General features: G+C 42.1%; 23 protein-coding genes and 1 pseudogene. 15 read left to right on the top strand and 9 right to left on the bottom strand.

Features of this window, described 5'->3' with window-relative positions:
* Positions 1–127: 127 nt before the first annotated feature.
* Positions 128–331: a YheV family putative zinc ribbon protein gene (locus NQT69_RS18050; RefSeq protein ID WP_087532624.1), complete on the top strand. Its 204-nt coding sequence runs from the start codon at positions 128–130 to the stop codon at positions 329–331.
* A 7-nt stretch (positions 332–338) separates the two neighbouring features.
* Here NQT69_RS18050 and NQT69_RS18045 read toward each other — a convergent pair whose 3' ends face one another.
* Both NQT69_RS18045 and NQT69_RS18040 read right to left on the bottom strand, forming a co-directional pair.
* Positions 339–551, bottom strand: a complete 213-nt coding sequence (locus NQT69_RS18045) for a SlyX family protein (protein WP_087532623.1) — start codon at positions 549–551, stop codon at positions 339–341.
* Entirely contained in the window at positions 538–1,536 is a 999-nt protein-coding gene (locus tag NQT69_RS18040) for a WD40 repeat domain-containing protein (RefSeq protein ID WP_256829051.1), read from the bottom strand. The genes NQT69_RS18045 and NQT69_RS18040 overlap by 14 nt, the downstream gene beginning before the upstream one ends.
* Before the next feature lie 200 nt (positions 1,537–1,736).
* Between NQT69_RS18040 and fkpA the strand changes: the two genes are divergently transcribed.
* Positions 1,737–2,492 (top strand): FKBP-type peptidyl-prolyl cis-trans isomerase, encoded by a 756-nt coding sequence (gene fkpA / locus NQT69_RS18035; protein WP_256829050.1) that lies wholly within the window; start codon positions 1,737–1,739, stop codon positions 2,490–2,492.
* Between the two features lie 59 nt (positions 2,493–2,551).
* On the opposite strand, the gene rsd is transcribed toward fkpA, so the two are convergent.
* Entirely contained in the window at positions 2,552–3,022 is a 471-nt protein-coding gene (gene rsd, locus NQT69_RS18030) for a sigma D regulator (protein ID WP_256829049.1), read from the bottom strand.
* A gap of 477 nt (positions 3,023–3,499) precedes the next feature.
* Here rsd and hemE point away from each other — a divergent pair, with 477 nt between their 5' ends.
* Positions 3,500–4,564 (top strand): uroporphyrinogen decarboxylase, encoded by a 1,065-nt coding sequence (gene hemE, locus NQT69_RS18025; protein ID WP_256829048.1) that lies wholly within the window; start codon positions 3,500–3,502, stop codon positions 4,562–4,564.
* Between the two features lie 82 nt (positions 4,565–4,646).
* Here the strand turns inward: hemE and sthA are convergent, their stop codons facing one another.
* Positions 4,647–6,074, bottom strand: a complete 1,428-nt coding sequence (gene sthA, locus NQT69_RS18020) for a Si-specific NAD(P)(+) transhydrogenase (protein WP_256829047.1) — start codon at positions 6,072–6,074, stop codon at positions 4,647–4,649.
* 13 nt (positions 6,075–6,087) lie between these two features.
* Complete coding sequence (locus NQT69_RS18015; RefSeq protein ID WP_256829046.1) at positions 6,088–7,221, bottom strand: acyl-CoA desaturase; 1,134 nt, start codon at positions 7,219–7,221, stop codon at positions 6,088–6,090.
* A 126-nt stretch (positions 7,222–7,347) separates the two neighbouring features.
* On the opposite strand from NQT69_RS18015, the gene fabR reads away from it, so the two are divergent.
* The 7 genes from fabR to NQT69_RS17980 all read left to right on the top strand — a co-directional run bounded on the left by fabR (position 7,348) and on the right by NQT69_RS17980 (position 14,801).
* Positions 7,348–7,974, top strand: coding sequence for an HTH-type transcriptional repressor FabR (fabR, locus tag NQT69_RS18010; protein ID WP_256829045.1), 627 nt, complete (start codon positions 7,348–7,350; stop codon positions 7,972–7,974).
* A gap of 373 nt (positions 7,975–8,347) precedes the next feature.
* The gene (gene leuA / locus NQT69_RS18005) at positions 8,348–9,901 is read left to right on the top strand and encodes a 2-isopropylmalate synthase (RefSeq protein WP_256829044.1); all 1,554 of its coding nucleotides are present in this window, start codon (positions 8,348–8,350) and stop codon (positions 9,899–9,901) included.
* Positions 9,898–10,974 carry a 3-isopropylmalate dehydrogenase gene (leuB, locus tag NQT69_RS18000; RefSeq protein ID WP_256829043.1) on the top strand — a complete coding sequence of 359 codons (1,077 nt, stop codon included), beginning with the start codon at positions 9,898–9,900 and terminating at the stop codon, positions 10,972–10,974. The genes leuA and leuB overlap by 4 nt, the downstream gene beginning before the upstream one ends.
* 61 nt (positions 10,975–11,035) lie before the next feature.
* Entirely contained in the window at positions 11,036–12,436 is a 1,401-nt protein-coding gene (leuC, locus tag NQT69_RS17995) for a 3-isopropylmalate dehydratase large subunit (RefSeq protein WP_256829042.1), read from the top strand.
* A complete protein-coding gene (gene leuD, locus NQT69_RS17990; protein WP_256829041.1) occupies positions 12,436–13,035 on the top strand; it encodes a 3-isopropylmalate dehydratase small subunit in 600 nt (199 codons plus the stop codon). The genes leuC and leuD overlap by 1 nt, the downstream gene beginning before the upstream one ends.
* Positions 13,036–13,155: 120 nt before the next feature.
* On the top strand, positions 13,156–14,121 hold the full coding sequence (locus NQT69_RS17985; RefSeq protein WP_256829040.1) for an SRPBCC family protein: 966 nt from the start codon (positions 13,156–13,158) through the stop codon (positions 14,119–14,121).
* Positions 14,122–14,207: 86 nt separating this feature from the next.
* Positions 14,208–14,801: a hypothetical protein gene (locus tag NQT69_RS17980; protein ID WP_256829039.1), complete on the top strand. Its 594-nt coding sequence runs from the start codon at positions 14,208–14,210 to the stop codon at positions 14,799–14,801.
* A 13-nt stretch (positions 14,802–14,814) separates the two neighbouring features.
* Here NQT69_RS17980 and NQT69_RS17975 read toward each other — a convergent pair whose 3' ends face one another.
* Positions 14,815–15,186 (bottom strand): hypothetical protein, encoded by a 372-nt coding sequence (locus tag NQT69_RS17975; RefSeq protein WP_256829038.1) that lies wholly within the window; start codon positions 15,184–15,186, stop codon positions 14,815–14,817.
* 95 nt (positions 15,187–15,281) lie between these two features.
* Between NQT69_RS17975 and NQT69_RS17970 the strand changes: the two genes are divergently transcribed.
* Positions 15,282–15,728, top strand: a complete 447-nt coding sequence (locus NQT69_RS17970; RefSeq protein WP_256829037.1) for a tellurite resistance TerB family protein — start codon at positions 15,282–15,284, stop codon at positions 15,726–15,728.
* 5 nt (positions 15,729–15,733) lie between these two features.
* Here NQT69_RS17970 and NQT69_RS17965 read toward each other — a convergent pair whose 3' ends face one another.
* Positions 15,734–16,303: an NADPH-dependent FMN reductase gene (locus NQT69_RS17965; protein WP_256829036.1), complete on the bottom strand. Its 570-nt coding sequence runs from the start codon at positions 16,301–16,303 to the stop codon at positions 15,734–15,736.
* Between the two features lie 122 nt (positions 16,304–16,425).
* Here NQT69_RS17965 and NQT69_RS17960 point away from each other — a divergent pair, with 122 nt between their 5' ends.
* The 4 genes and pseudogenes from NQT69_RS17960 (at position 16,426) to NQT69_RS19590 (ending at position 18,139) form a co-directional block, all read left to right on the top strand.
* On the top strand, positions 16,426–17,322 hold the full coding sequence (locus NQT69_RS17960) for a LysR family transcriptional regulator (protein ID WP_256829035.1): 897 nt from the start codon (positions 16,426–16,428) through the stop codon (positions 17,320–17,322).
* A gap of 218 nt (positions 17,323–17,540) precedes the next feature.
* Positions 17,541–17,756 carry an NnrS family protein gene (locus tag NQT69_RS17955; protein ID WP_256829034.1) on the top strand — a complete coding sequence of 72 codons (216 nt, stop codon included), beginning with the start codon at positions 17,541–17,543 and terminating at the stop codon, positions 17,754–17,756.
* Positions 17,757–17,880: 124 nt separating this feature from the next.
* Positions 17,881–17,949 (top strand): annotated as a pseudogene (locus NQT69_RS19595) (hypothetical protein); the annotation flags it as partial.
* A gap of 34 nt (positions 17,950–17,983) precedes the next feature.
* A complete protein-coding gene (locus NQT69_RS19590) occupies positions 17,984–18,139 on the top strand; it encodes a hypothetical protein (RefSeq protein WP_256829060.1) in 156 nt (51 codons plus the stop codon).
* 63 nt (positions 18,140–18,202) lie between these two features.
* Here NQT69_RS19590 and NQT69_RS17945 read toward each other — a convergent pair whose 3' ends face one another.
* Both NQT69_RS17945 and NQT69_RS17940 read right to left on the bottom strand, forming a co-directional pair.
* Entirely contained in the window at positions 18,203–18,577 is a 375-nt protein-coding gene (locus NQT69_RS17945; protein ID WP_256829033.1) for a hypothetical protein, read from the bottom strand.
* Positions 18,570–20,180: a S41 family peptidase gene (locus NQT69_RS17940; RefSeq protein WP_256829032.1), complete on the bottom strand. Its 1,611-nt coding sequence runs from the start codon at positions 20,178–20,180 to the stop codon at positions 18,570–18,572. The genes NQT69_RS17945 and NQT69_RS17940 overlap by 8 nt, the downstream gene beginning before the upstream one ends.
* Between the last annotated feature and the right edge of the window lie 90 nt (positions 20,181–20,270).

The following is a 20,270-nucleotide window of genomic DNA, read 5'->3' as shown; positions in this document are numbered from 1 at the left end:
ACGTTACTTTATTGTGCCCTGATTGAATTGCCTACATCATAGCACGGATCGACTTATGGTTATCAATCGTATCACCGCAGTAGATATTAGGATAAAATGGCAGCAGTTAAAACTGTGGGGAAGTAGTGTGAAACAGAGAAAACGATTTATTGCAGGTGCAACGTGCCCTGAATGCAAAACCATGGACATGATGATGCTGTATAAAGAGCATGATGTGGAAAAAGTTGAATGTGTGCAATGCGGCCATAAAATGACTCAACCAGAGCAAGCAGTGCAAGCATCAACACGCCAATTTGAACAAGTGATTGGCGTGTTTAAGCCGGGTGACTAACCACCTTTTAATAATGTGGTGGCGGTGGCTCTTGCATTTGCGACATTAAAGAAGGCTGTTGCGACTCTTTAATTTTTTCAGCCAGTAGCTCTGTTTGGCGTTTCATTTTCGCTAACAGCTGCTGGTGAGCTTTAATCTCGTCATTTAAAATATCAATCGTTTCATCTTGAAAGGCAACTTTTGCCTCAAGCTCCATTAAGCGATGTTCAATTGTGTTCATTAGCTTCTCGTATAGTAAAGCGCTCAGCGATTCCGCTGGAGCTTTCGGTTAACAACGCAGTATCGTTATCAGTAAACGCGACATCGAGCACCACCGCCGACTTAGGCTTACTGCCTTCGCGCGGGGTGACACGCCAGCTTTGAATATTTTCACCGTCGGCTATTTGCCATAAATCAACTAAGCGATTAGGCGAACCAGTCAGTAGTAAAGTGGCTTGCTCATTAAAGCGAACAGCGGTAAAAATTTTCTGACGGGCAATATACTTTAGTTTGCTAACAAGATCACCTGTTGTCAGCTGCCATACATGTGCTTGTGCCATACTGTCTGCGGTAAAGGCATAGCGACCTTGTGGATCAAGGGCTACTTGAGTAACACGATTAGGGTGGTTAAAGCGGTGAATTACTTGACCGGTTTGGGTATCCCAAAAGTAAGCAACATAGTCATTTGAACCACTTAGAGCGAAGCGGCCATTGGGGGAGAGGTCTACCACGTTAATTTTTTCTTGGTGACCAAGGAACTCAATGCGTCGGCCGGTCTCTAAGTTGAGGTAAACGACAACATTGTCGCTACGGCCATATAAAACACTGCGGCCTTGGTTGCTAATGGCGATATCGCGAATACTGGCGGTTTTTATTTTGTAATAGCCTACATTGTCACCGGTGTTGACATCCCATACGGCAAAGGTGGTTTTTTCAGCGGTCACCGCATGGCTACTATCAAATGATATGGCCACTGTATGTACTAGGCTATCTTGGTCTTGTTGCTGAAACCATTGGTATTTTAAAACTTGCTGTTGATTATCCCATAGGGCGACCCCATGGTGTATAGATGAGATCAGGCTATACCGGCCATCGTGAGACAAAGCCGAAGCAAATGCACCTCTGGCTGCGTGCTCGTAGCTGGCAGTCGCTTGTTCTTTTTGTTCTGAGCAAGCAATTAATAAAGTGCAGCACAGAAGATACAAAAAAGTACGAAATATCGACATATTACAGGTATTTCCCCTTAACTCTTGTTGACTGAGAGGTTAGACTAGGACGCGATAAAGGTCGAGGTCGTTTATCTAATGATTGAAATTGGCATCCGCCGTACTCAGTGATTAGATAAGCAGCCTACCATGTAGGCCGTTAATCTTTAACTAGTAATAATACAATAAATGACATCTGCAAAGTGTGTCGGAGATTTAAAATGAAAAAGACGATTAAATTGTCATTGATTGCAGCGTCAGTTTTAACGCTTACTGCTTGTAATCAAGAAGCAAAACAAGAACAAGCAGCTCCAGTTAAGCTAGAAACTGAAGCACAACAGCAAGCATACGGTATCGGTGCATCAGTTGGTAACTTCTTAAATAAAGACTTAGCTGATAAAAAAGAGCTAGGTGTTGAGCTTGATCAAGCATTACTTATGCGTGGTTTTGAGGATGCACTAGCTGGTGAGTCTAAACTAGATGAAGAAAAAATCCGTGAAGTGTTAACGGCACTTGATACATCTGTACGTACTAAGCAAGAAGCTCAGGCGAAAGTTGAAGCTGAAAAAAGCAAGGTTGCAGGTGAGAAATACCTAGCTGATAATGCTGCAAAAGAAGGCGTTACAGTAACTGAATCTGGTCTGCAATACGAAGTGATCACTCAAGGTGATGGTGAAAAGCCAGTTGCAACTGACGTAGTTAAAGTACACTACAAAGGAACGTTATTAGACGGCACAGAGTTTGATAGCTCTTATTCTCGTAACGAACCGACTACTTTCCCGCTTAACCGCGTTATCGCAGGTTGGACTGAAGGTTTACAGCTTATGCCTGTTGGCTCTAAATACAAGTTTACAATCCCTGCTGATCTTGCTTACGGCGACCGTGACTTAGGTAAAATTCCAGCTAACTCAACACTTGTTTTTGAAGTAGAACTACTTGAAATCCAAGACGAAGAGCAAGCTGCCGCTGCTGAGTAATATACTCAAGTTAGCAAAAAGGGGCCAAATGGCCCCTTTTTTAATGCAATTTAAAAAGCTTAATCTGTGTGGTTTGAATATAAATTGTCGATTAACTCATCTTCAAGTTCAAAGCGTAGCTCTAGTGTTTCCCCTAACTTTGATAAGTCGTTATCAAAGTCATTTAATAAATCATCTTTTGCAACTTCGGCATATTTGTCATTAAAGTCTAACGCGATATCTGTTGTTTCAGAAATGCGTGGGTATAAGTCATTCGCCAGCTGTTGGCTTTTTTGCCCTTTTTTCTCGCAAGCTTTAGCAATATCATCATAAACCTCAAAATGCCCAGCAGATAAATAATCCATGAGAATTTGGCAGAAGGTTTGAATTTGCAATTGATCAGGCAGAGCATGATCTTTTTTGTCATACGGTGAAAAACCTGCAATTTTGCAATAAAGCACTAATAGCTCTTGGCGCTCTGTTAGCCATTTGTCGATAATTGTGTGGCTACCGCCCCATTTTTGTTGAGCTTTTTCCAAACGCGTCAGCATGATTATTCTCCTAAGCTGGGTTGGTTTTCTTTATATAACAATGAAATATGCAGCAAAGATCAACACATTTTTTTCTAAATTTAGTAACAAAGTTTGAACTGGATGATATATAAGCAGTTTTTTATACACCCTAATAATTATTTTGGGCAAGAAAAAACCACCATAAATGGTGGTTTAATTTCTTTTTCCATGACTTGCTAAAACAAGCTTTCTTTTTGTTATGGGAAGATTTTTATTATTGTTGTTATATAATTTTTATTGTTCTTATTGTTAACGCAGGACAAGTTATACCAAGCTTTTTGTTATGTTGCAAACTTATTAATAAAAAATTTTAAATGTTATTTTTTGTTGCTTAATTTTTAAACGTAAAATAAAACCCTTGATCTACATCTAACCACAAAGATATTGCAATAGAGCACGGTGCGATATGGTGATACAATCTGCGCAATATATATCAGCTTTAGGATCCTTTACGCTATGAGCGAATTAAAAAACGACCGTTATTTACGTGCACTACAAAAACAACCTGTTGATGTGACTCCGGTATGGATGATGCGCCAAGCTGGCCGTTATTTACCTGAATACCGTGCTACACGTGCACAAGCGGGCGATTTTATGAGCCTGTGTAGAAATGCTGAGCTAGCCTGTGAAGTGACTTTACAGCCATTACGACGTTATCCATTAGATGCCGCTATTTTATTTAGCGATATCTTAACGATTCCTGATGCAATGGGTTTAGGTTTATACTTCGAAACTGGTGAAGGCCCTAAATTTGAACGCCCAATTTCTTCGTTAGCCGATGTTAAAAAAATCCCTAAGCTCGACCCAACGGATGAACTTGGTTATGTAATGAATGCCGTAAGCACTATTCGTCGTGAGTTAAAAGGTGAAGTGCCACTTATTGGTTTTTCTGGCTCACCATGGACTTTAGCCACTTATATGGTTGAAGGTGGAAGCAGCAAGGTATTTGGTAAAATCAAAAAGATGGCGTTTGCAGAGCCGCAAACTCTACACTTATTACTTGATAAGCTAGCCGACTCAGTGATCGATTATTTAAATGCGCAAGTAAAAGCCGGTGCTCAATCACTTATGGTTTTCGATTCATGGGGTGGGGTATTAAGCCCGCGTGATTACAACGAGTTTTCATTGCAATATATGCATAAGATTGTTGATGGTTTGATTCGCGAATACGACGGCCGTAAAGTGCCTGTAACGCTATTTACTAAAAACGGTGGCCAATGGATAGAAGCAATCGCGGCAACAGGCTGTGATGCCGTAGGCCTTGATTGGACTATCAACATTGCTGATGCTAAACGTCGTGTTGGTGATAAAGTGGCTTTGCAAGGGAATATGGACCCGTCAATGCTGCATGGTACCCATGATCGTATTCGCCAAGAAGTCGGCACGATTTTAGAAGACTTTGGCACCGGTAATGGCCATGTATTTAACTTAGGCCATGGTATTACGCCAGATGTAGACCCTGAAAACGCAGGTGTATTCATTAACGCGGTACATGAGTTAAGTGCGCAATATCATAAATAAAAGCTGTTAGCGTTTATAATCAAAAAAGCCCGCTTAAGTTAAGCGGGCTTTTTGTTTTCTTAAAACGTTATTTAAATGTGGGTTATTTAAATAAGCGATTTAATCCATTTAACGCAGCAACTCGGTATGCTTCAGCCATTGTTGGGTAGTTAAACGTGGTGTTTACAAAGTAGTCAATATTATTGCCGCCGTGCTTTTGTTCCATGATTGCTTGGCCAATGTGAACAATTTCAGAGGCACGCTCACCAAAGCAATGTACGCCAAGCACTTCTTTAGTTTCTGTGTGAAACAATATTTTTAAGCTGCCTACTTCAGTTCCTGCAATTTGCGCGCGTGCTAAATGCTTAAACTGCGCACGACCTACTTCGTACGGAATTTTTGCGGCTGTTAGCTCTTGCTCGGTCTTACCCACTGAGCTCATTTCTGGAATGGTATAAATACCCGCAGGAATATCAATAATTAGCTTTTCATCACAGTTGCCACAGGCAATAGCATCAGCTGCAATTCGGCCTTGATCAAACGCGGCACTAGCAAGGCTTGGGTAACCAATTACGTCGCCAACGGCATAAATGTTATCTACCTCTGTTTGGTAGGTTTCATTTACTTTTAGCTGGCCTCGGCCATCTGCTTTTAAACCGACAGCTTCAAGGTTTAAACCATCAGTGTTACCAGTGCGGCCATTGGCAAATAAAATACAATCAGCTTTAACACGTTTGCCAGATTTTAAATGCATTACTACACAATCATCGCGTGTTTCGATACGGTCAAACTCTTCGTTATGACGAATAACAATGCCGCTATTCCAAAAATGGTAGCTGAGTGCATCTGATATTTCTGCATCCATAAAGGCGAGTAAACGGTCGCGAGTATTAACTAAATCAACTTTAGCGCCTAACCCTTTAAAAATAGACGCATACTCACAGCCAATTACACCGGCACCATAAATTAGTACACGATGTGGGTCATGTTCTAGGCCTAAAATTGTGTCACTGTCGTAAATGCGTGAATGGTCAAAGTCGACTTCTGGTGGGCGGTACGGGCGTGAACCTGTTGCTATTACAATGGTTTTTGCCGTTAAGCGCTCAGTTGAGCCATCAAGACGCCTAATTTCTACGGTGTTTTTATCAACAAAGCTGGCATCACCTTGAAAGAGGTGAATACGGTTTCTATCGTAAAAGCTACTACGTAAATTAGACTGCTTTGAAATTACTGAACTTGCATGGCGCAAAATATCAGGAAAGGTTAAACGGCTAGGGCGCTCGCCCACATTAAACAATGGGTTAGCCTTGTACTCAATATAACGGCTAACAGAGTGACGTAAAGCTTTTGAGGGAATCGTACCCCAATGTACGCAACCGCCACCGACGCCTTCTTGGCGTTCTATCACTGCTACTTTTTTGTTGCTTTTAGATAGGTTCATGGCGGTACCTTCACCGCCAGGACCCGTGCCTATAATAATCGCATCATATTGAAACGATTGTTGTTCTTTCTTTACTTGTTGTTTGGCCACAGCCACTCCTACATTAACTAAAAGAGGCTTTTAATAACCTCGCATTCAGTGCTAGCCATGCTTGCTTTTGTGTTTCCCAAGCGGCTTCTAGCTCATGGTATTGTGTAATTAAAGCTGATTTTTCGCATTGTTGCAGCATGTTATTCTTTTTAACTTCAAGTACCTGTTTTTTTAGGGCACAAAAATGTTGTAGCTTTTTCAGCAGTAAATCATATTCTTGCTGCAATAATGTAAGCTTATCTTGCGCTAATGGCAATTTAGCTAAGCGAACTTGCGTTTTGTTCATGAGTGTTTCAGCTTTCGCTTTTTCAATACGTTCAACAGGTGTTCGCTTTAACTTACTGGCTAAACCGAGTGCTGATAACGAGCGAATTAACCATTTTGTTGGATCATAATGAAACCATCTAATGCCATTACGGTAATCGCTGGCAAAAATATGATGGAAGTTATGATAGCCCTCACCGTAAGTAAACAGGGCTAAAAAGCCATTGTCTCGTGCTGTATTTTTTTCAGTGTAAGGGCGAGAGCCCCAAATGTGTGCCACCGAATTGATAAAAAAAGTAAAATGCTGACTTAACACTAAACGCAATAATCCTGCTAATAATAGCATACCAAATACATCGCCGACCATTAAACCAAGTGCTAATGGAATACCAATATTAGTAGCAAGTACTAGCTTCATGTAGTGTCGGTGTTGCCACATCACCACTTTATTGCGCTGTAAGTCACGGCAGTTGCTGTAATCACCATAACTGTCCCCCTGATAATCACGAAGCATCCAACCTATGTGGCTATACCAAAAACCATTGGTTGCGGCGTATGGGTCTTTAACTGGGTCATCGACTTGACCATGGTGAATACGGTGATCGCTACTCCAATGCAATGCACTGTTTTGTAATGCAAATGCCCCGCCTAAAGCAAAAAATGCTTCTATAGCTGGGTGAGTGTCGTAGGTTTTATGAGCCCACAAACGGTGATAGCCAGCGGTTATAGACATACCGGCATAAAACATACAGCCGACAAATGCAATCCAGTGCGCGCTGGTAAATCCGTAGGTAATGCCATACCAAGGGACTAAAGTAGCAGCAGCTAAAAAAGTCAGGCTAAAGAACAGGACATTGGTCCAAATAACAGGTGGTTTTTTCATCTTAAAAAATCTGAGCGTACACTTGTAAGCTAAAATAATATTTCATTCTCTCGCCGTCAAGTATTAGACTGATGAATTCACATAAAAGTCATCATAAATTGATTTAAATTAAATCAGGAGTAGTTCATGTCGGGTGTTCGCGCGCAACAGAAACAAAAAACACGACAAGCATTAATTGAGGCGGCATTTAATCAGCTAAGTGCTGATCATAGTTTTTCTAACCTCAGTTTACGTGAAGTTGCTCGTGAAGCAGGCATTGCCCCCACTTCGTTTTACCGCCATTTCAAAGATATGAATGAGCTTGGGCTTACTATGGTCGACGAAGCGGGCCTAACACTGCGCCAATTAATGCGCCAAGCACGACGCCGTATTGCCAGTGGCGGCAGTATTATTACTACTTCTGTGGTGACCTTTATGGAATTTATTGATAACTCGAGCAATCAATTTAGGTTACTACTGCGTGAACGCTCCGGTACTTCAAAAGCATTTAGAGCCGCAGTTGCCCGAGAAATTAAGCATTTCATTTTAGAGCTGGCCCATTACCTTGAAAGTGAAACCCCGTGCGATGCAACGCATGCCTATATTCAAGCCGAAGCCATGGTCACACTGGTGTTTAATGCCGGCGCAGAAGCCCTTGATATTGAAGGTCATCAGCGCGATGAGTTGGTCGAACGAGTAATCTGGCAACTGCGTTATATTACACGCGGCGCCAATAATTATGTGCGAGAGAATAAAAACCAAGAAAAAGTTTAATGAGTTAATCTAAGCAATGGCTTAGGCAGCATTGGTTTAAAAAGATCGGTATATCTGGTTTTTGGGTTTATTTATTTACTTACATTTGAATTTTAAATTTTATTTTCTTTTGTTGTCGCTTTTTTTCTGGTTTAAAGAAATAATTATGCTTGCTTGTGTTGGTTTGAAGTGTTAAAAATAACGCTCACTGAACACACACATTTAGTAAAGATGATGCAAAATACACGTTTAATTACATTAAAACTAAACCTCTTACTGCTAGCGCACGTGAGCGGGGATTAGTGTATTTTCATCGGAAAACATTAAAAAACCCCGCAATATGCGGGGTTTTTTTTATCTCGCAACTAGGGCAGCTGAGAATTAAGGGTAGATTATGCAAGATAAAGACAAGGTATGGATTTTCGACACCACATTACGTGACGGTGAGCAGGCGCTTAAAGCAAGCCTAACTGAAGATGATAAAATCCAACTGGCGCATACTATTAGTCGTCTAAATGTGGATGTGATGGAAGTTGGCTTTCCGGTTTCGAGCCCTGCTGATTTTCGTTCAGTGCAACGTATTGCTACAGAAGTACAGGGCCCAATTATTTGTGGCTTAGCACGCTCTGTTGCTAAAGACATTGAAGCTTGCGGCGAGGCACTTCGCAGCGCACAACAAAGTCGTATTCATACGTTTATTGCTACTAGCCCGCTGCACTTAGAGCACAAGTTACGTATGAGCTTAGATGACGCTACCGCGATGGCAGTTAAATCAATCAAGCTTGCTCGTAACTATACTGATGACGTTGAGTTTTCGTGTGAAGATGCCGGTCGTACACCGCATTGGGATTTATGCAAAATTGTTGAGCAGGCCATCAATGCGGGTGCGTCTACGATTAACTTACCCGACACGGTTGGTTTTGTAACACCAGACGAATACGCGGCAATGATCCATCATTTAATGAATAATGTGCCAAATATAGATAAAGCCCGTTTGAGTGTGCATTGCCATAACGACTTAGGGTTGGCAGTTGCAAACTCAGTTGCCGCTGTTCAAGCTGGCGCACGCCAAATTGAGTGTACTATCAATGGTATTGGCGAACGTGCGGGTAACTGCTCGCTTGAAGAAGTGGCGATGATCATGAAAATGCGCCAAGACCACTTAAAAGTACACACTGATATTCGTAGTGAAGAAATTTACCGTGCCTCTCGTCAAGTGGCAAAAATTTGCAATATGCCAGTGCAACCAAATAAAGCCATTGTTGGCGAAAACGCATTTGCTCACAGTTCAGGTATTCACCAAGACGGTGTATTAAAAGCGCAAAATACCTATGAGATTATGTCGCCAGAAAGCGTCGGTGTGCCAAATAACCAATTAAATATGACCTCACGTTCGGGTCGTCATGTTATTGAGCATCGTTTAGAAGAGCTTGGCTACCAAAAGTCTGATTACGATATGGATAGCTTGTATGCAAGCTTCTTAGCCTTAGCTGATCAGAAGGGCACGGTTTACGACTATGATCTTGAAGCGATGATTTATTTTAATCAAATCAACGATAAAGACGAAAAGTATCAATTAGTGTTTGTTAACTCAACGTCTAATTCACAGTCGGTGGCAAGTTCAACTATTGGCATGACTATCGGTGGCGAATCGAAACAAGAAGCCGCAACCGGTAATGGCCCAGTTGAAGCGTCATTTTTAGCGATTGAGCGCTTAACGGGTATGGCTGTTGAAATGATAGAGTTTAATTTAGAAGCCACCGGTGAAGGCGCAAGTTCACTGGGGCAAGTCAATATTATAGCTAAATACGATGGTCGTCCTTATCACGGTGCGGGCATTGCAGCGGATGTGGTTGAAGCGTCAGTACGCGCCATGATCCGTGTTTATAACTTAATTTATCGTGCACAAAAAGTGTCTGATTTAAAACAACAAAGGAAAGCAGGATGAGTCAAACAAATTATAGCGTTGCGGTATTAGCAGGCGACGGTATCGGCCCAGAAGTAATGGCAGCAGCAGAAAGTGTGCTGGATGCGGTAAGCAGCAAATTTGGCTTTACCATGACTCGTCACTCACATGCTATTGGCGGCGCCGCGATTGATGAATTTGGTAAAGCATTACCAGATACAACGCTTGCAGCCTGTGAGAAAGCCGATGCGATTTTATTTGGCTCAGTCGGTGGCCCCAAATGGGAGCATTTACCGGCAAATGAACAACCAGAACGTGCGTCTTTATTACCGCTACGTAAGCACTTTGGCTTATTTTGTAATTTGCGCCCAGCTCAACTATTACCAGCATTAAGTGCGGCATCACCACTACGTGCAGATATTAGTGAGCGTGGCTTTGATATTTTATGTGTACGTGAATTAACCGGTGGTATTTATTTTGGTGATAAAGGGCGTACTGGTGAAGGTGCTGATGAGGCCGCATTTGATACACAAACCTACTCGCGTAAAGAAATAGAACGCATTGCGCGTTTTGCCTTTGAAGCGGCAAAGTTGCGCAACAACCATGTAACCTCAGTAGATAAAGCGAACGTACTCGCATCAAGTGTATTATGGCGTGAAGTGGTTACAGAAGTAAGCAAAGACTACCCAGAAGTCAGCCTAGATTATATCTATGTTGATAACGCAGCAATGCAATTGGTTAAGCAACCAAGTCAGTTTGACGTATTGCTTTGCGATAACTTGTTTGGCGATATTTTGTCAGATGAGTGCGCGATGATCACCGGCTCTATGGGGTTATTACCTTCAGCCAGTTTGAATCAATCGGGTTTTGGTATGTATGAACCTGCTGGTGGCTCTGCTCCAGATATCGCAGGCAAAGGCATTGCTAACCCAATCGCACAAATCTTAAGTGCGGCACTGATGTTGCGTTATTCGCTAGGCCAAGACGAAGCGGCGCGTAGTATCGAAAAAGCAGTCGCCGAAGCCGTTGAAGCGGGCGTAGGCACGCCAGATATTTATCCAAATGGCGGATACACTACTAGTGATGTTGCAGCAGCAATCGTTTCACGCATCTAAATATTTTTATAGCCGAAGCACCGTTATGCTTCGGCTCAAAACAGCATTAGGGAATTAGCAAGTGGCCCAAACTTTATACGACAAAATCTGGCAAGCACATGTAGTTGCCAGTATTAATGAGCAAACCGACTTACTTTATATTGACCGGCACTTAGTACACGAAGTAACCTCGCCGCAAGCGTTTGCAGGCCTTCGTGAAAAAAATCGTAAAGTACGTTGCCCAGAGAAAACCATCGCGACCATGGATCATAATGTATCGACTAAAAGCCGATCACTTGATGCCGCCAGTGAAGTGTCAAAAAATCAATTAATGGCGCTTGATACAAACTGTAAAGAATTTGGCATTACGCTTTACGATTTAAACTCAATTAATCAAGGCATTGTGCATGTAATGGGGCCTGAGCAAGGTATTACCTTACCGGGCACTACCATAGTATGTGGCGATAGTCATACCTCAACGCACGGTGCATTTGGTGCACTTGCTCACGGTATTGGCACCTCTGAAGTTGAACACGTATTAGCGACGCAAACGCTACAGCAGAAAAAAGCCAAGTCATTAAAAATTCAAATTAATGGTGTTTTACGCCCAACAGTGACAGCTAAAGATTTAATAATGGCGGTGATTGGCAAGCTAGGCACAGCCGGTGGTACAGGTTACGTAGCTGAGTTTTGTGGTAAAGGCATTGAAGCACTGTCAATGGAAGCGCGTATGACGCTGTGTAACATGAGTATTGAAATGGGCGCGAAAGCCGGTTTAATAGCCTCTGATCAAACTACTTATGATTATTTAAAAGGGCGCCCGTTTGCACCTAAAGGCGCTGACTTTGATGCCGCCGTTGCTTATTGGGAAACGTTAAAAACTGACGAAGGCGCGCAGTTTGATTTAGTTGTTGAGCTTGAAGCGAGTAGCATTCAGCCGCAAATTACGTGGGGTACGAGTCCTGAACAAGTAATTGGTGTGGATGAATTTATACCCGATCCAGACAAAGAGCCTGATTTAATTAAAGCCGATGCAATTCGTAGCGCACTTAAATACATGGACTTAAAAGCGGGAGAAAAACTGTCATCAGCAAGTGTTGATACCGTATTTATTGGCTCATGTACTAACAGCCGTATTGAAGATTTACGTGCTGCTGCTCATATTGTACAAGGCAAGCAAGTAGCGGCCGGTGTTGAAGCGTTAATTGTACCAGGCTCAGGCTTGGTGAAAAAACAAGCCGAAGACGAAGGCTTAGCTGATATTTTTAAAGCCGCAGGCTTTGAATGGCGCGAACCAGGTTGTTCAATGTGCTTAGCCATGAATGATGACCGTTTAGGTGCAGGCAAGCGTTGTGCATCTACCTCAAACCGTAATTTTGAAGGTCGCCAAGGTCGTGGTGGTCGCACACACTTAGTGAGCCCTGCAATGGCTGCTGCGGCAGCAATACATGGTCGCTTTGTTGATATTAGAGGAGAAGCCTAATGAGCACTTATTTTAGCGGCTTAATAGCCCCACTTGATAAAAACAACGTTGATACAGACCAAATTATTCCTAAGCAGTTTTTAACTTCAACCAGCCGTGACGGCTTTGATGCAGCATTGTTTTACGATTGGCGTTATTTAGATAACGGCGAGCCAAACCCGGAGTTTATTTTAAACCGCCCTTGTTACCAAGGCGCGCAAATATTATTAACCCGTGATAATTTTGGCTGTGGCTCATCACGTGAGCACGCACCGTGGGCACTTAAACAATACGGTTTTGAAGTGATTTTGGCAGAAAGCTTTGCTGATATTTTCTTTAATAACTGCGGTAATAACCAAATGCTAGCGATTGCATTACCTGCACAAACATTGGAAGATTTGTTTGTACTGAGTGAACAGCACGACGATATTCATATCGACATCGACCTTGAAAATCAGGTGCTTACCAGTAACAAGTTTGCGCCAATTAGCTTTGATATTCGCAAAGACGTAAAAGAGCGTTTATTAAGTGGCTTAGATTTTATCGGTGTAACCGAGACTCTGAATCCACAAATTGATGCGTTTGAAGCAAAGCTTAACGCTGAGCGTCCATGGCAGTAGTGATTTAAAAGTTATTAAACAATGAAACGCGGCCTTGGCCGCGTTTTTTATTGCTGCGGGTAAAAATAGTTGCTAACTTCGAGGCATGCTCGCCATTAATAAAAATTGAAAGAAACATTTATGCAAACCCTTTCCCCAAAAAACATAGGTATTATCTTAGGTGCACTTTATGGCATTGCAATGCGGGTATTCATAGAGTTTGGTAATACGATGAACTTTAGTAGCCTTGTTACTATTTCTTTTATGTTTTTAGTTCCTGTGGCCATTGGTTATATTCGTATTTTTTATGAGTGCAAAGCCAACCAATCAATGTCTTACAAACAAATGGCTGTTAAGGCTTGGCAGCCTATTTTTGTGTTTTTACTGGTGAGTGTAGCGACGTTGCTCGAAGGTAGTATTTGTGTGGCTATGGCATTGCCCGTTTTTATGCTGTTTGCAAGTATTGGCGGGATGTTAGCTGGTTTTGTCCACCGTACGTGGGTACAAAAAGATAAAAAAGTATTAATGTCTGTAGCCTTTTTACCCTTGGTATTATCGCCGCTTGAAGTTAATTTTTTAGCGCTTTCGCAAACCTATGAAGTGAAAAACGATATAGTAATACACGCCCCGATTGAGGTTGTTTGGCGCCAATTGGCTGATGTAAGTTACATAGAAGAAGGGGAGTTTCCACTGTCATTTTCTCAGTTCATTGGTATTCCCCGACCCTTGCAAGCGGACATGGATGCAAATGGGGTCGGCGCTATAAGGACGAGCAAATGGCAAAAAGGGGTTGTATTTAAAGAAGTGATTACAGATTGGCAGCCTAATCAGCATATGCTTTATCAGTTTGATATCGACCCTGATTTAATCCCCGACAAGGCGCTTGATAAACATGTAAAGCTAGGTGGTGAGTATTTTTCTCCTCTTTATGGTGGCTACTACCTAGCACTCACGTCTGATGGTCACACACGCTTAACCTTAAAAACCACTGTTCAAGACAATACAAACTTTGGCATTTATTCGCGGTTTTGGGGGGAAGTGATTTTTCAGGACTTTCATTACTCTTTGCTCACATTACTTAAAAAAAGAGCTGAGAAGGCCCTATAAAGTTTAGCGATGTCCACTTAACGAGAATATTTTCTTTGTATGTCCAATCACGCTAAGCTAGGTCTTTATATTTTTAGGAACATGCTATGAAATTATTAACTGCTGCGACTTTATTATTGGCATCCACTGCTGCATTTGCACGCCCAGCACCTTTGGTGTCTATTCCAAGCCATGATGGTTTTTTTGACAATATTGCTGCTCACTGCGGTAAAGCGTATGAAGGCACAGTAACAGTTGATAATGCTGCAGGACCGAGCTCGTTTGCGGGTAAAAAATTAGTTATGCATGTTCGCCGCTGTAACGAGCGTGAGCTACAGGTTCCCTTTCATGTTGGCGAAGATGCGTCACGTACGTGGATCATTACAAAAACAGGCAGTGGCTTGAGCTTAAAGCACGATCATCGCCATAAAGACGGCACTGATGATGTATCTACTATGTATGGTGGACATACGGTTGATGCAGGTTTTGAGAGCGTCCAGTCTTTTCCTGCTGATCAATACTCAAAAGAATTGTTTGTTAACCAAGGTATTCCACAATCTATTGGTAATACATGGCAAATGTATATTTACCCTGAAAAGTTTACTTATCGTTTAATTCGCCAAGGCCGCGAGTTCCGTGTCGACTTTGATTTAACAAAACCAATTACACCACCTGCTGCGCCTTGGGGTTACAAAGATTAAAGAAAGACCACGCTTAGTTTTTTGCAGGTACAGTCTCGCATTGTAATAATACCGTTAAAGGTGGCTGATATTTACGAGGTTTGGTCGGGAAGCGGTCATATTCCTGTACGCCATCAGTTACTTTTAACATAAAGTCTTTCCCTCTACATAAACGTTGTGCGTGGCGCAGTAAAAACACACTTTGATTTTTAAAGTGTTTGTAATCGTCAGATTGAATCTCAAGGTGGTAATTATTATCGTCTATTTGAGTTTGATAATAGTGCACTTTTTCGTCAAAATCGTAGAGTTTTTCGGTTTCGCTTTGTGCTGCTTGCGCGATAGTGCAGCTTGCAAATAACGTTAAAATGCTGCTTGTTTTCAAGCGACGCGCTATTTTTCCTGTCATAAACCTTGCACTCCATTATTGTATTGCACCATTGATTTCACTACAGTGGTGCCTCAGTTATTACATAAGTCTAACACCCAAAAAGGGAAAATGTGATGTTCAAACAAATAAAACAGCTATTTTCGACTTTTAATGAGCAGCCAAATCAGATGCAAGAGCATGATCTGAAAACGGCGGTCGCAGCATTATTGATTGAGGTAATGCGTGCTGATACTGAGCAGCAAGATGATGAATTTAAAACGTTAACCTTCACACTTAAAAAATATTTTCAGTTAACGGACGAAGAAGTTGACGAACTGATGCAAAGTGCGGGCAAAAGCTTAGATGATGCGATTGATTACTTTCAATTTTCTAAACAAATAAACAATCAGTGTAGCGCAGAGCAACGTATTGACATAATTGAACTACTTTGGCGCTTGGCTTATGCCGATGGTGAGCTTGACCCGCAAGAAGAGTACGTCATTCGCCGTGTGGCTAATTTGTTGTATGTCACCCATGAAGACTTTATCGCCGCTAAACTAGCCGCGACAAAGCTTTCTTAAAGGGTTCACTTATTTAGTTTACTGGCAACGCTTACAAGTTGTTGCGCCAAGCCTGCTACTTTGTCAGCGGTAACAGGGTCGCTAATGCGGCCAGAGTCATCGAGTAACGTATGAATAGCGGGTACTGCAAGTTGATCAGCCAGTACTAAACTACCGATACCCGATAAAATATCACGTACATGGTTTAAGCCACGTAGGCCGCCTAATCCACCTGGTGATGAGGCGTATAATGCGGTTACCTTATTACGAAATGCAGGAACCGCGCCTTGCTCGGTGCGTGAAGCCCAGTCTATGGCATTTTTAAGTACCGCAGTGATTGAGCCATTGTATTCTGGGCTGGCTAATAAAATACCATCAGCAGCGCGAAGTTTGTCTTTTAAAAGCTGGGCGCCTTGTGGTGTACCTTGCGCTTCAATATCTTCATCGAACAATGGTAAATCTAAATCAGCAAGTTTGATTACCTCTACTTCTGCGCCGCTTTCTAATGCAAAACGTGCGGCTTCATTGATCAATTTTTGGTTAAAGCTATCTTTGCGTAAGCTGCCAGCGAGGGCAATGATTTTTGGTGCGGTCATGAGTATTCCTTGTATGCATTTGTCGTTGCGTTGTTATCACTTTAGCAAAAATTCGCTTGCAGAAAAGCCAAATAAACGCAAAACTTATGTGCATAAATGCACATATTGTTGGTGAGGCAAATATGGCGATTCAATTTGATGACTGGCAAGACGTAAAAGTTGCTTATGAAGTTGCGCGGTTAGGTACGTTAACTGCCGCAGCACAAAAGCTTAACGTACATCACAGTACCGTGCTTAGGCGGATTAATAATTTAGAACAAAGCTTAAATGCACGTTTATTTCATCGTCATGCTCGTGGCTACAAAGTGACAGAAATTGGCGCTAAATTATTCAGTACTGCACAAGCGATTAATAGCGAACTTGAGCGATTACATAATGACATCATTGCTGCCGATAGCACATTGAGGGGGAGTTTATTGCTCACGACCGTTAGCGGCTTTATTGATGTATTAAGTGATGTATGTGAGCAGTTTCAAAGCTTGCATCCGCAAGTGCAATTAGAAGTGATACTTGACCAAAAACGTTTGCGGCTGGACCATGGACAAGCGCATATTGCAGTACGTGCTGGCCCGCGTCCAGATGAAGGTGATTATATTGCTCAGCACTTAGCGCATTTGTCATCGGGGTTTTATGCTTCTAAACGTTATATTGCTAAGTACGGACTGCCGAAATCATTAAAGCAGCTTGAATTACATAACTTTGTCTCGGGGGTTGCAGGTTACAATGGCAAAGTGCCTTACTTTGTCTGGGTTGATGAAAACATTCCTGCTTCACAGGTCAAGTTGCGAGTATCTGAAACCTCAGAAGCAACACGAGCGATCGTTAAAGGTTTAGGCATTGGTGGTTTACAACATGATGTGGCTGCACAATATGATGATCTTGTGCCGGTATTAGCCAGTGAACTAAGTTGGCCCACCGATTTATGGTTGGTTACCCATCACTTAGTGCACCGTACCGCAAAAGTTCAAGCATTTAGTCAGTTGCTCAAAGCCTATTTCAAAGAGCATAAATTAGGCTGATGTGGTATTGCAAGAATTTGGGGGATGCAATGTTTGCTGATGTAATAGTGGTGCATATTTCAACTATTATTGCTGCTACCGTGCTAAAAATTAGCAGTGTTTACGCTGTGTTTCACTCAATGGCTTGGGTAAAGAAGGCGTCAATGCGGCCTATAAACTTAACTGAAACAATGCCTGAGAAGGTGCGGTTTTATTAAGTGAGTCACTGGCTCATATGGATGTTAGAATTTCGATCCTATTTTTTAGGTTCAGAGCTGTTTTCTATTGGTTATTGGTTGCTAATTTTAACGGGTCATGCAAATTGGAGCCTAAGTATGCCAGCAACACTTTGGCATGCTCATGAAATGATATTTGGTTTTGCCGGTGCTGTGGGGTTCTTATTAACCGCTGCTCAAACTTGGGCGGGGTGGCGAGTATTAGCGGTAGCAAGTTGATATTACTTACATTGTTTTGGCTCGCAGCCCGTGGTGCGTTTTTTATAACTACCACAGGCATTGAAAACTTTAATATATATGCGGTGTTATCTTTACAATTGTTTTGTTTAAAGATGCACTGCATATGCTCACCATAGGTACAATTGCTTTAGCGATGATGACTAGGGTTGCTCTTGGTAACACGGGGCGGACTTTAACAACTCCTCATTATATGGTGCTGGCTTTTGGTGGCTGCCATTGTGCGTTCATTATTGCCAGTTGTTATTGGGCCACACATAGTGTGGCAGCTAGGTGCAGGGCTGTGGATTATGGCATTTTTAATATTCTTAATTCATTGTTTACCTATCTTGGTTTGCCGTCGTGTTGATGGTCGCCGTGGGTGAATGCTTGATACTTGTCGTGTTAAGTAAACAAAAGCAGGTGTACATCACCCGCTTTATGGGTTTTTAAAGTACTTCGCATTCAACGTTGGGCAGTGGTACGAGTAACTCTTTTTTAGGATAAAAAAGCATACACTTATCAGCCGATTTTTGTAATACAAATTTTTCTGAAGGAATACTATGAGCGCTCATAATCGGTATCCCGTCAGGTCCTTTACTGGTTGCGTGATCGATTAATAACTCTGCACTTTTAGTAAATACATCATCGGCAAGTGTGACCAGCGCTCCACCTTTAGCTGTTTGAATAGCTTGTTGCAATTGGGTGATCACCCCAGGATTAACTCGAGTTAATTTCGCATCTTGCGGTGCTTCAGCTTGAGTGCTGTTGCAACCGCTCAGTAGCATGGCCAAAAAGCTTCCTGATAATAAAAGCTTATTCATTGGCGTTTCCTTTTGTAGGTCGTGTTAAGTCCATATTGGTGTTGTAAAGTGACTTAGGTGGCGTTAAAGCAATCCCTTTATTGCTTGTTTGACTAAATAGCTGAGGCTGTACTTTGGCATTGCTAGAAACGTTCAAACAACTATTGTTATCAACATGATAAAGTGCATTGGATAACAAGGCTTCATTGCTATCTCCTAGTTGGTGGTCAAAGTCATCTGCGACAATACACCCTTTTACATCGGCATCAAATTGTGGGCTAGGGGTGGGCATAAAGCCATTAGCGTATTCGCCAAAACCTTTAAAATTCGCGCCGCTAAATTGAATGGTGTAATAAGTGGTTGCGCAATTATGGGTTGGAGTAAAACCATACGGTTTTCCACAGGTTGTATCGCCAATTAAAATAACCTCGGCATCAATCCCTTTTAAGCCATTTACGAAGGCTTCAGAGGCAGAACACGTGCCCGAGGTACTAAGTACATAGACTTTAGATAAGTTTAAGTCCGGTAATGAGTTACCAGTGGTGCGAAATGTTGAGTAATCAATTTCTTGATCTATAAACGGGAAAGGGGCTTCCTCAGGTTGCTTGTCGTTTTGAATTGTTTGATAAAAATAACGATTTTGTATGTTCGCATCGCCAGCAACCATATAAGCTAACTGCGCAGACATCGCTAGCAAGCCGCCGCCGTTATATCTAAAATCAATGACGAGATCGTCAATATTATCAGCTTTGAATTTATTAACAGCATCAATTAACCCTTGTTGCGCCACACTTATGTGGCTATTAAACTGCATGTAACCCACTTTAGTACCGTTTGCGGTGGTTAAGGTATTAACATTCTGCACTGGGGTTTTGCTGATATTGCCTGCGGTTACATTTATCGATTTTTCGGTGCCGTCGTTACTGCGGATTTTAAAGTTATGGGAATTCCCTGCTGTGGGCCCAAACAACACTTCGTTAAGTGTGTTAACGCCTGCCTCGGTATTGGTATCGATACTGACATTATCTACAGACAGTACGGTATCACCCCGTTGAAAACCGGCGTTTTGTGCAGGTGAGTTATCTTCAAGATAAGCAACTCTTAATATTCTCGGTGGGGTATTACTGATAAATGACCAGTTAATACCATAGCCAGACACAACCCCAGATTGCGACTCTTTATAAAAGTCTTCAGTCGGTTCGCTAAAATGAAAATTATCTTTTTTAGCGCCTGAATCAGTGGTTTGTTCAGTTTTTAATTGGGCAAAATAGGCTGCCACCGACTCAAAATTATCAGGGTTGTTATCTTCAATTTCGTCATACCAAAGGTAGGTTTCATCACTCCATGAGCGTAGCCACATTTTTTCAGTGAACTCTGTACCCGCCTCATCAGGATAAGGTTGGTTATCGTTAAAAGGGTCATTGCCTGTACGAGGTACAGCACATTGATTATAAAACTCGCTTGATGGCGCAAAAACCCCCGCTGTCCATGTTGGGCCATTGCTTGTTGGTGGCGATGTGGTTGGCGAAGTGTTCTCAGTGGAGCTACCGCCGCCACAACCAGCTAAACTAAGGCCACTAAGGGCGACTAAAACGGCTAATGAGAGTGCATTACTTTTAAACATATTAGTTACTTTCCTGTAAATATATGTTTAAAAAGTATCAGCAAAATTGATCTCTCGCAATAATCAACTCGCTGAAAAATGTAAATGACT

Source organism: Pseudoalteromonas shioyasakiensis (assembly GCF_024518675.1).
In the GTDB taxonomy this organism is placed as follows: Bacteria; Pseudomonadota; Gammaproteobacteria; order Enterobacterales; family Alteromonadaceae; genus Pseudoalteromonas; species Pseudoalteromonas shioyasakiensis_B.
This window is presented reverse-complemented; position numbering and strand designations above follow the sequence as displayed.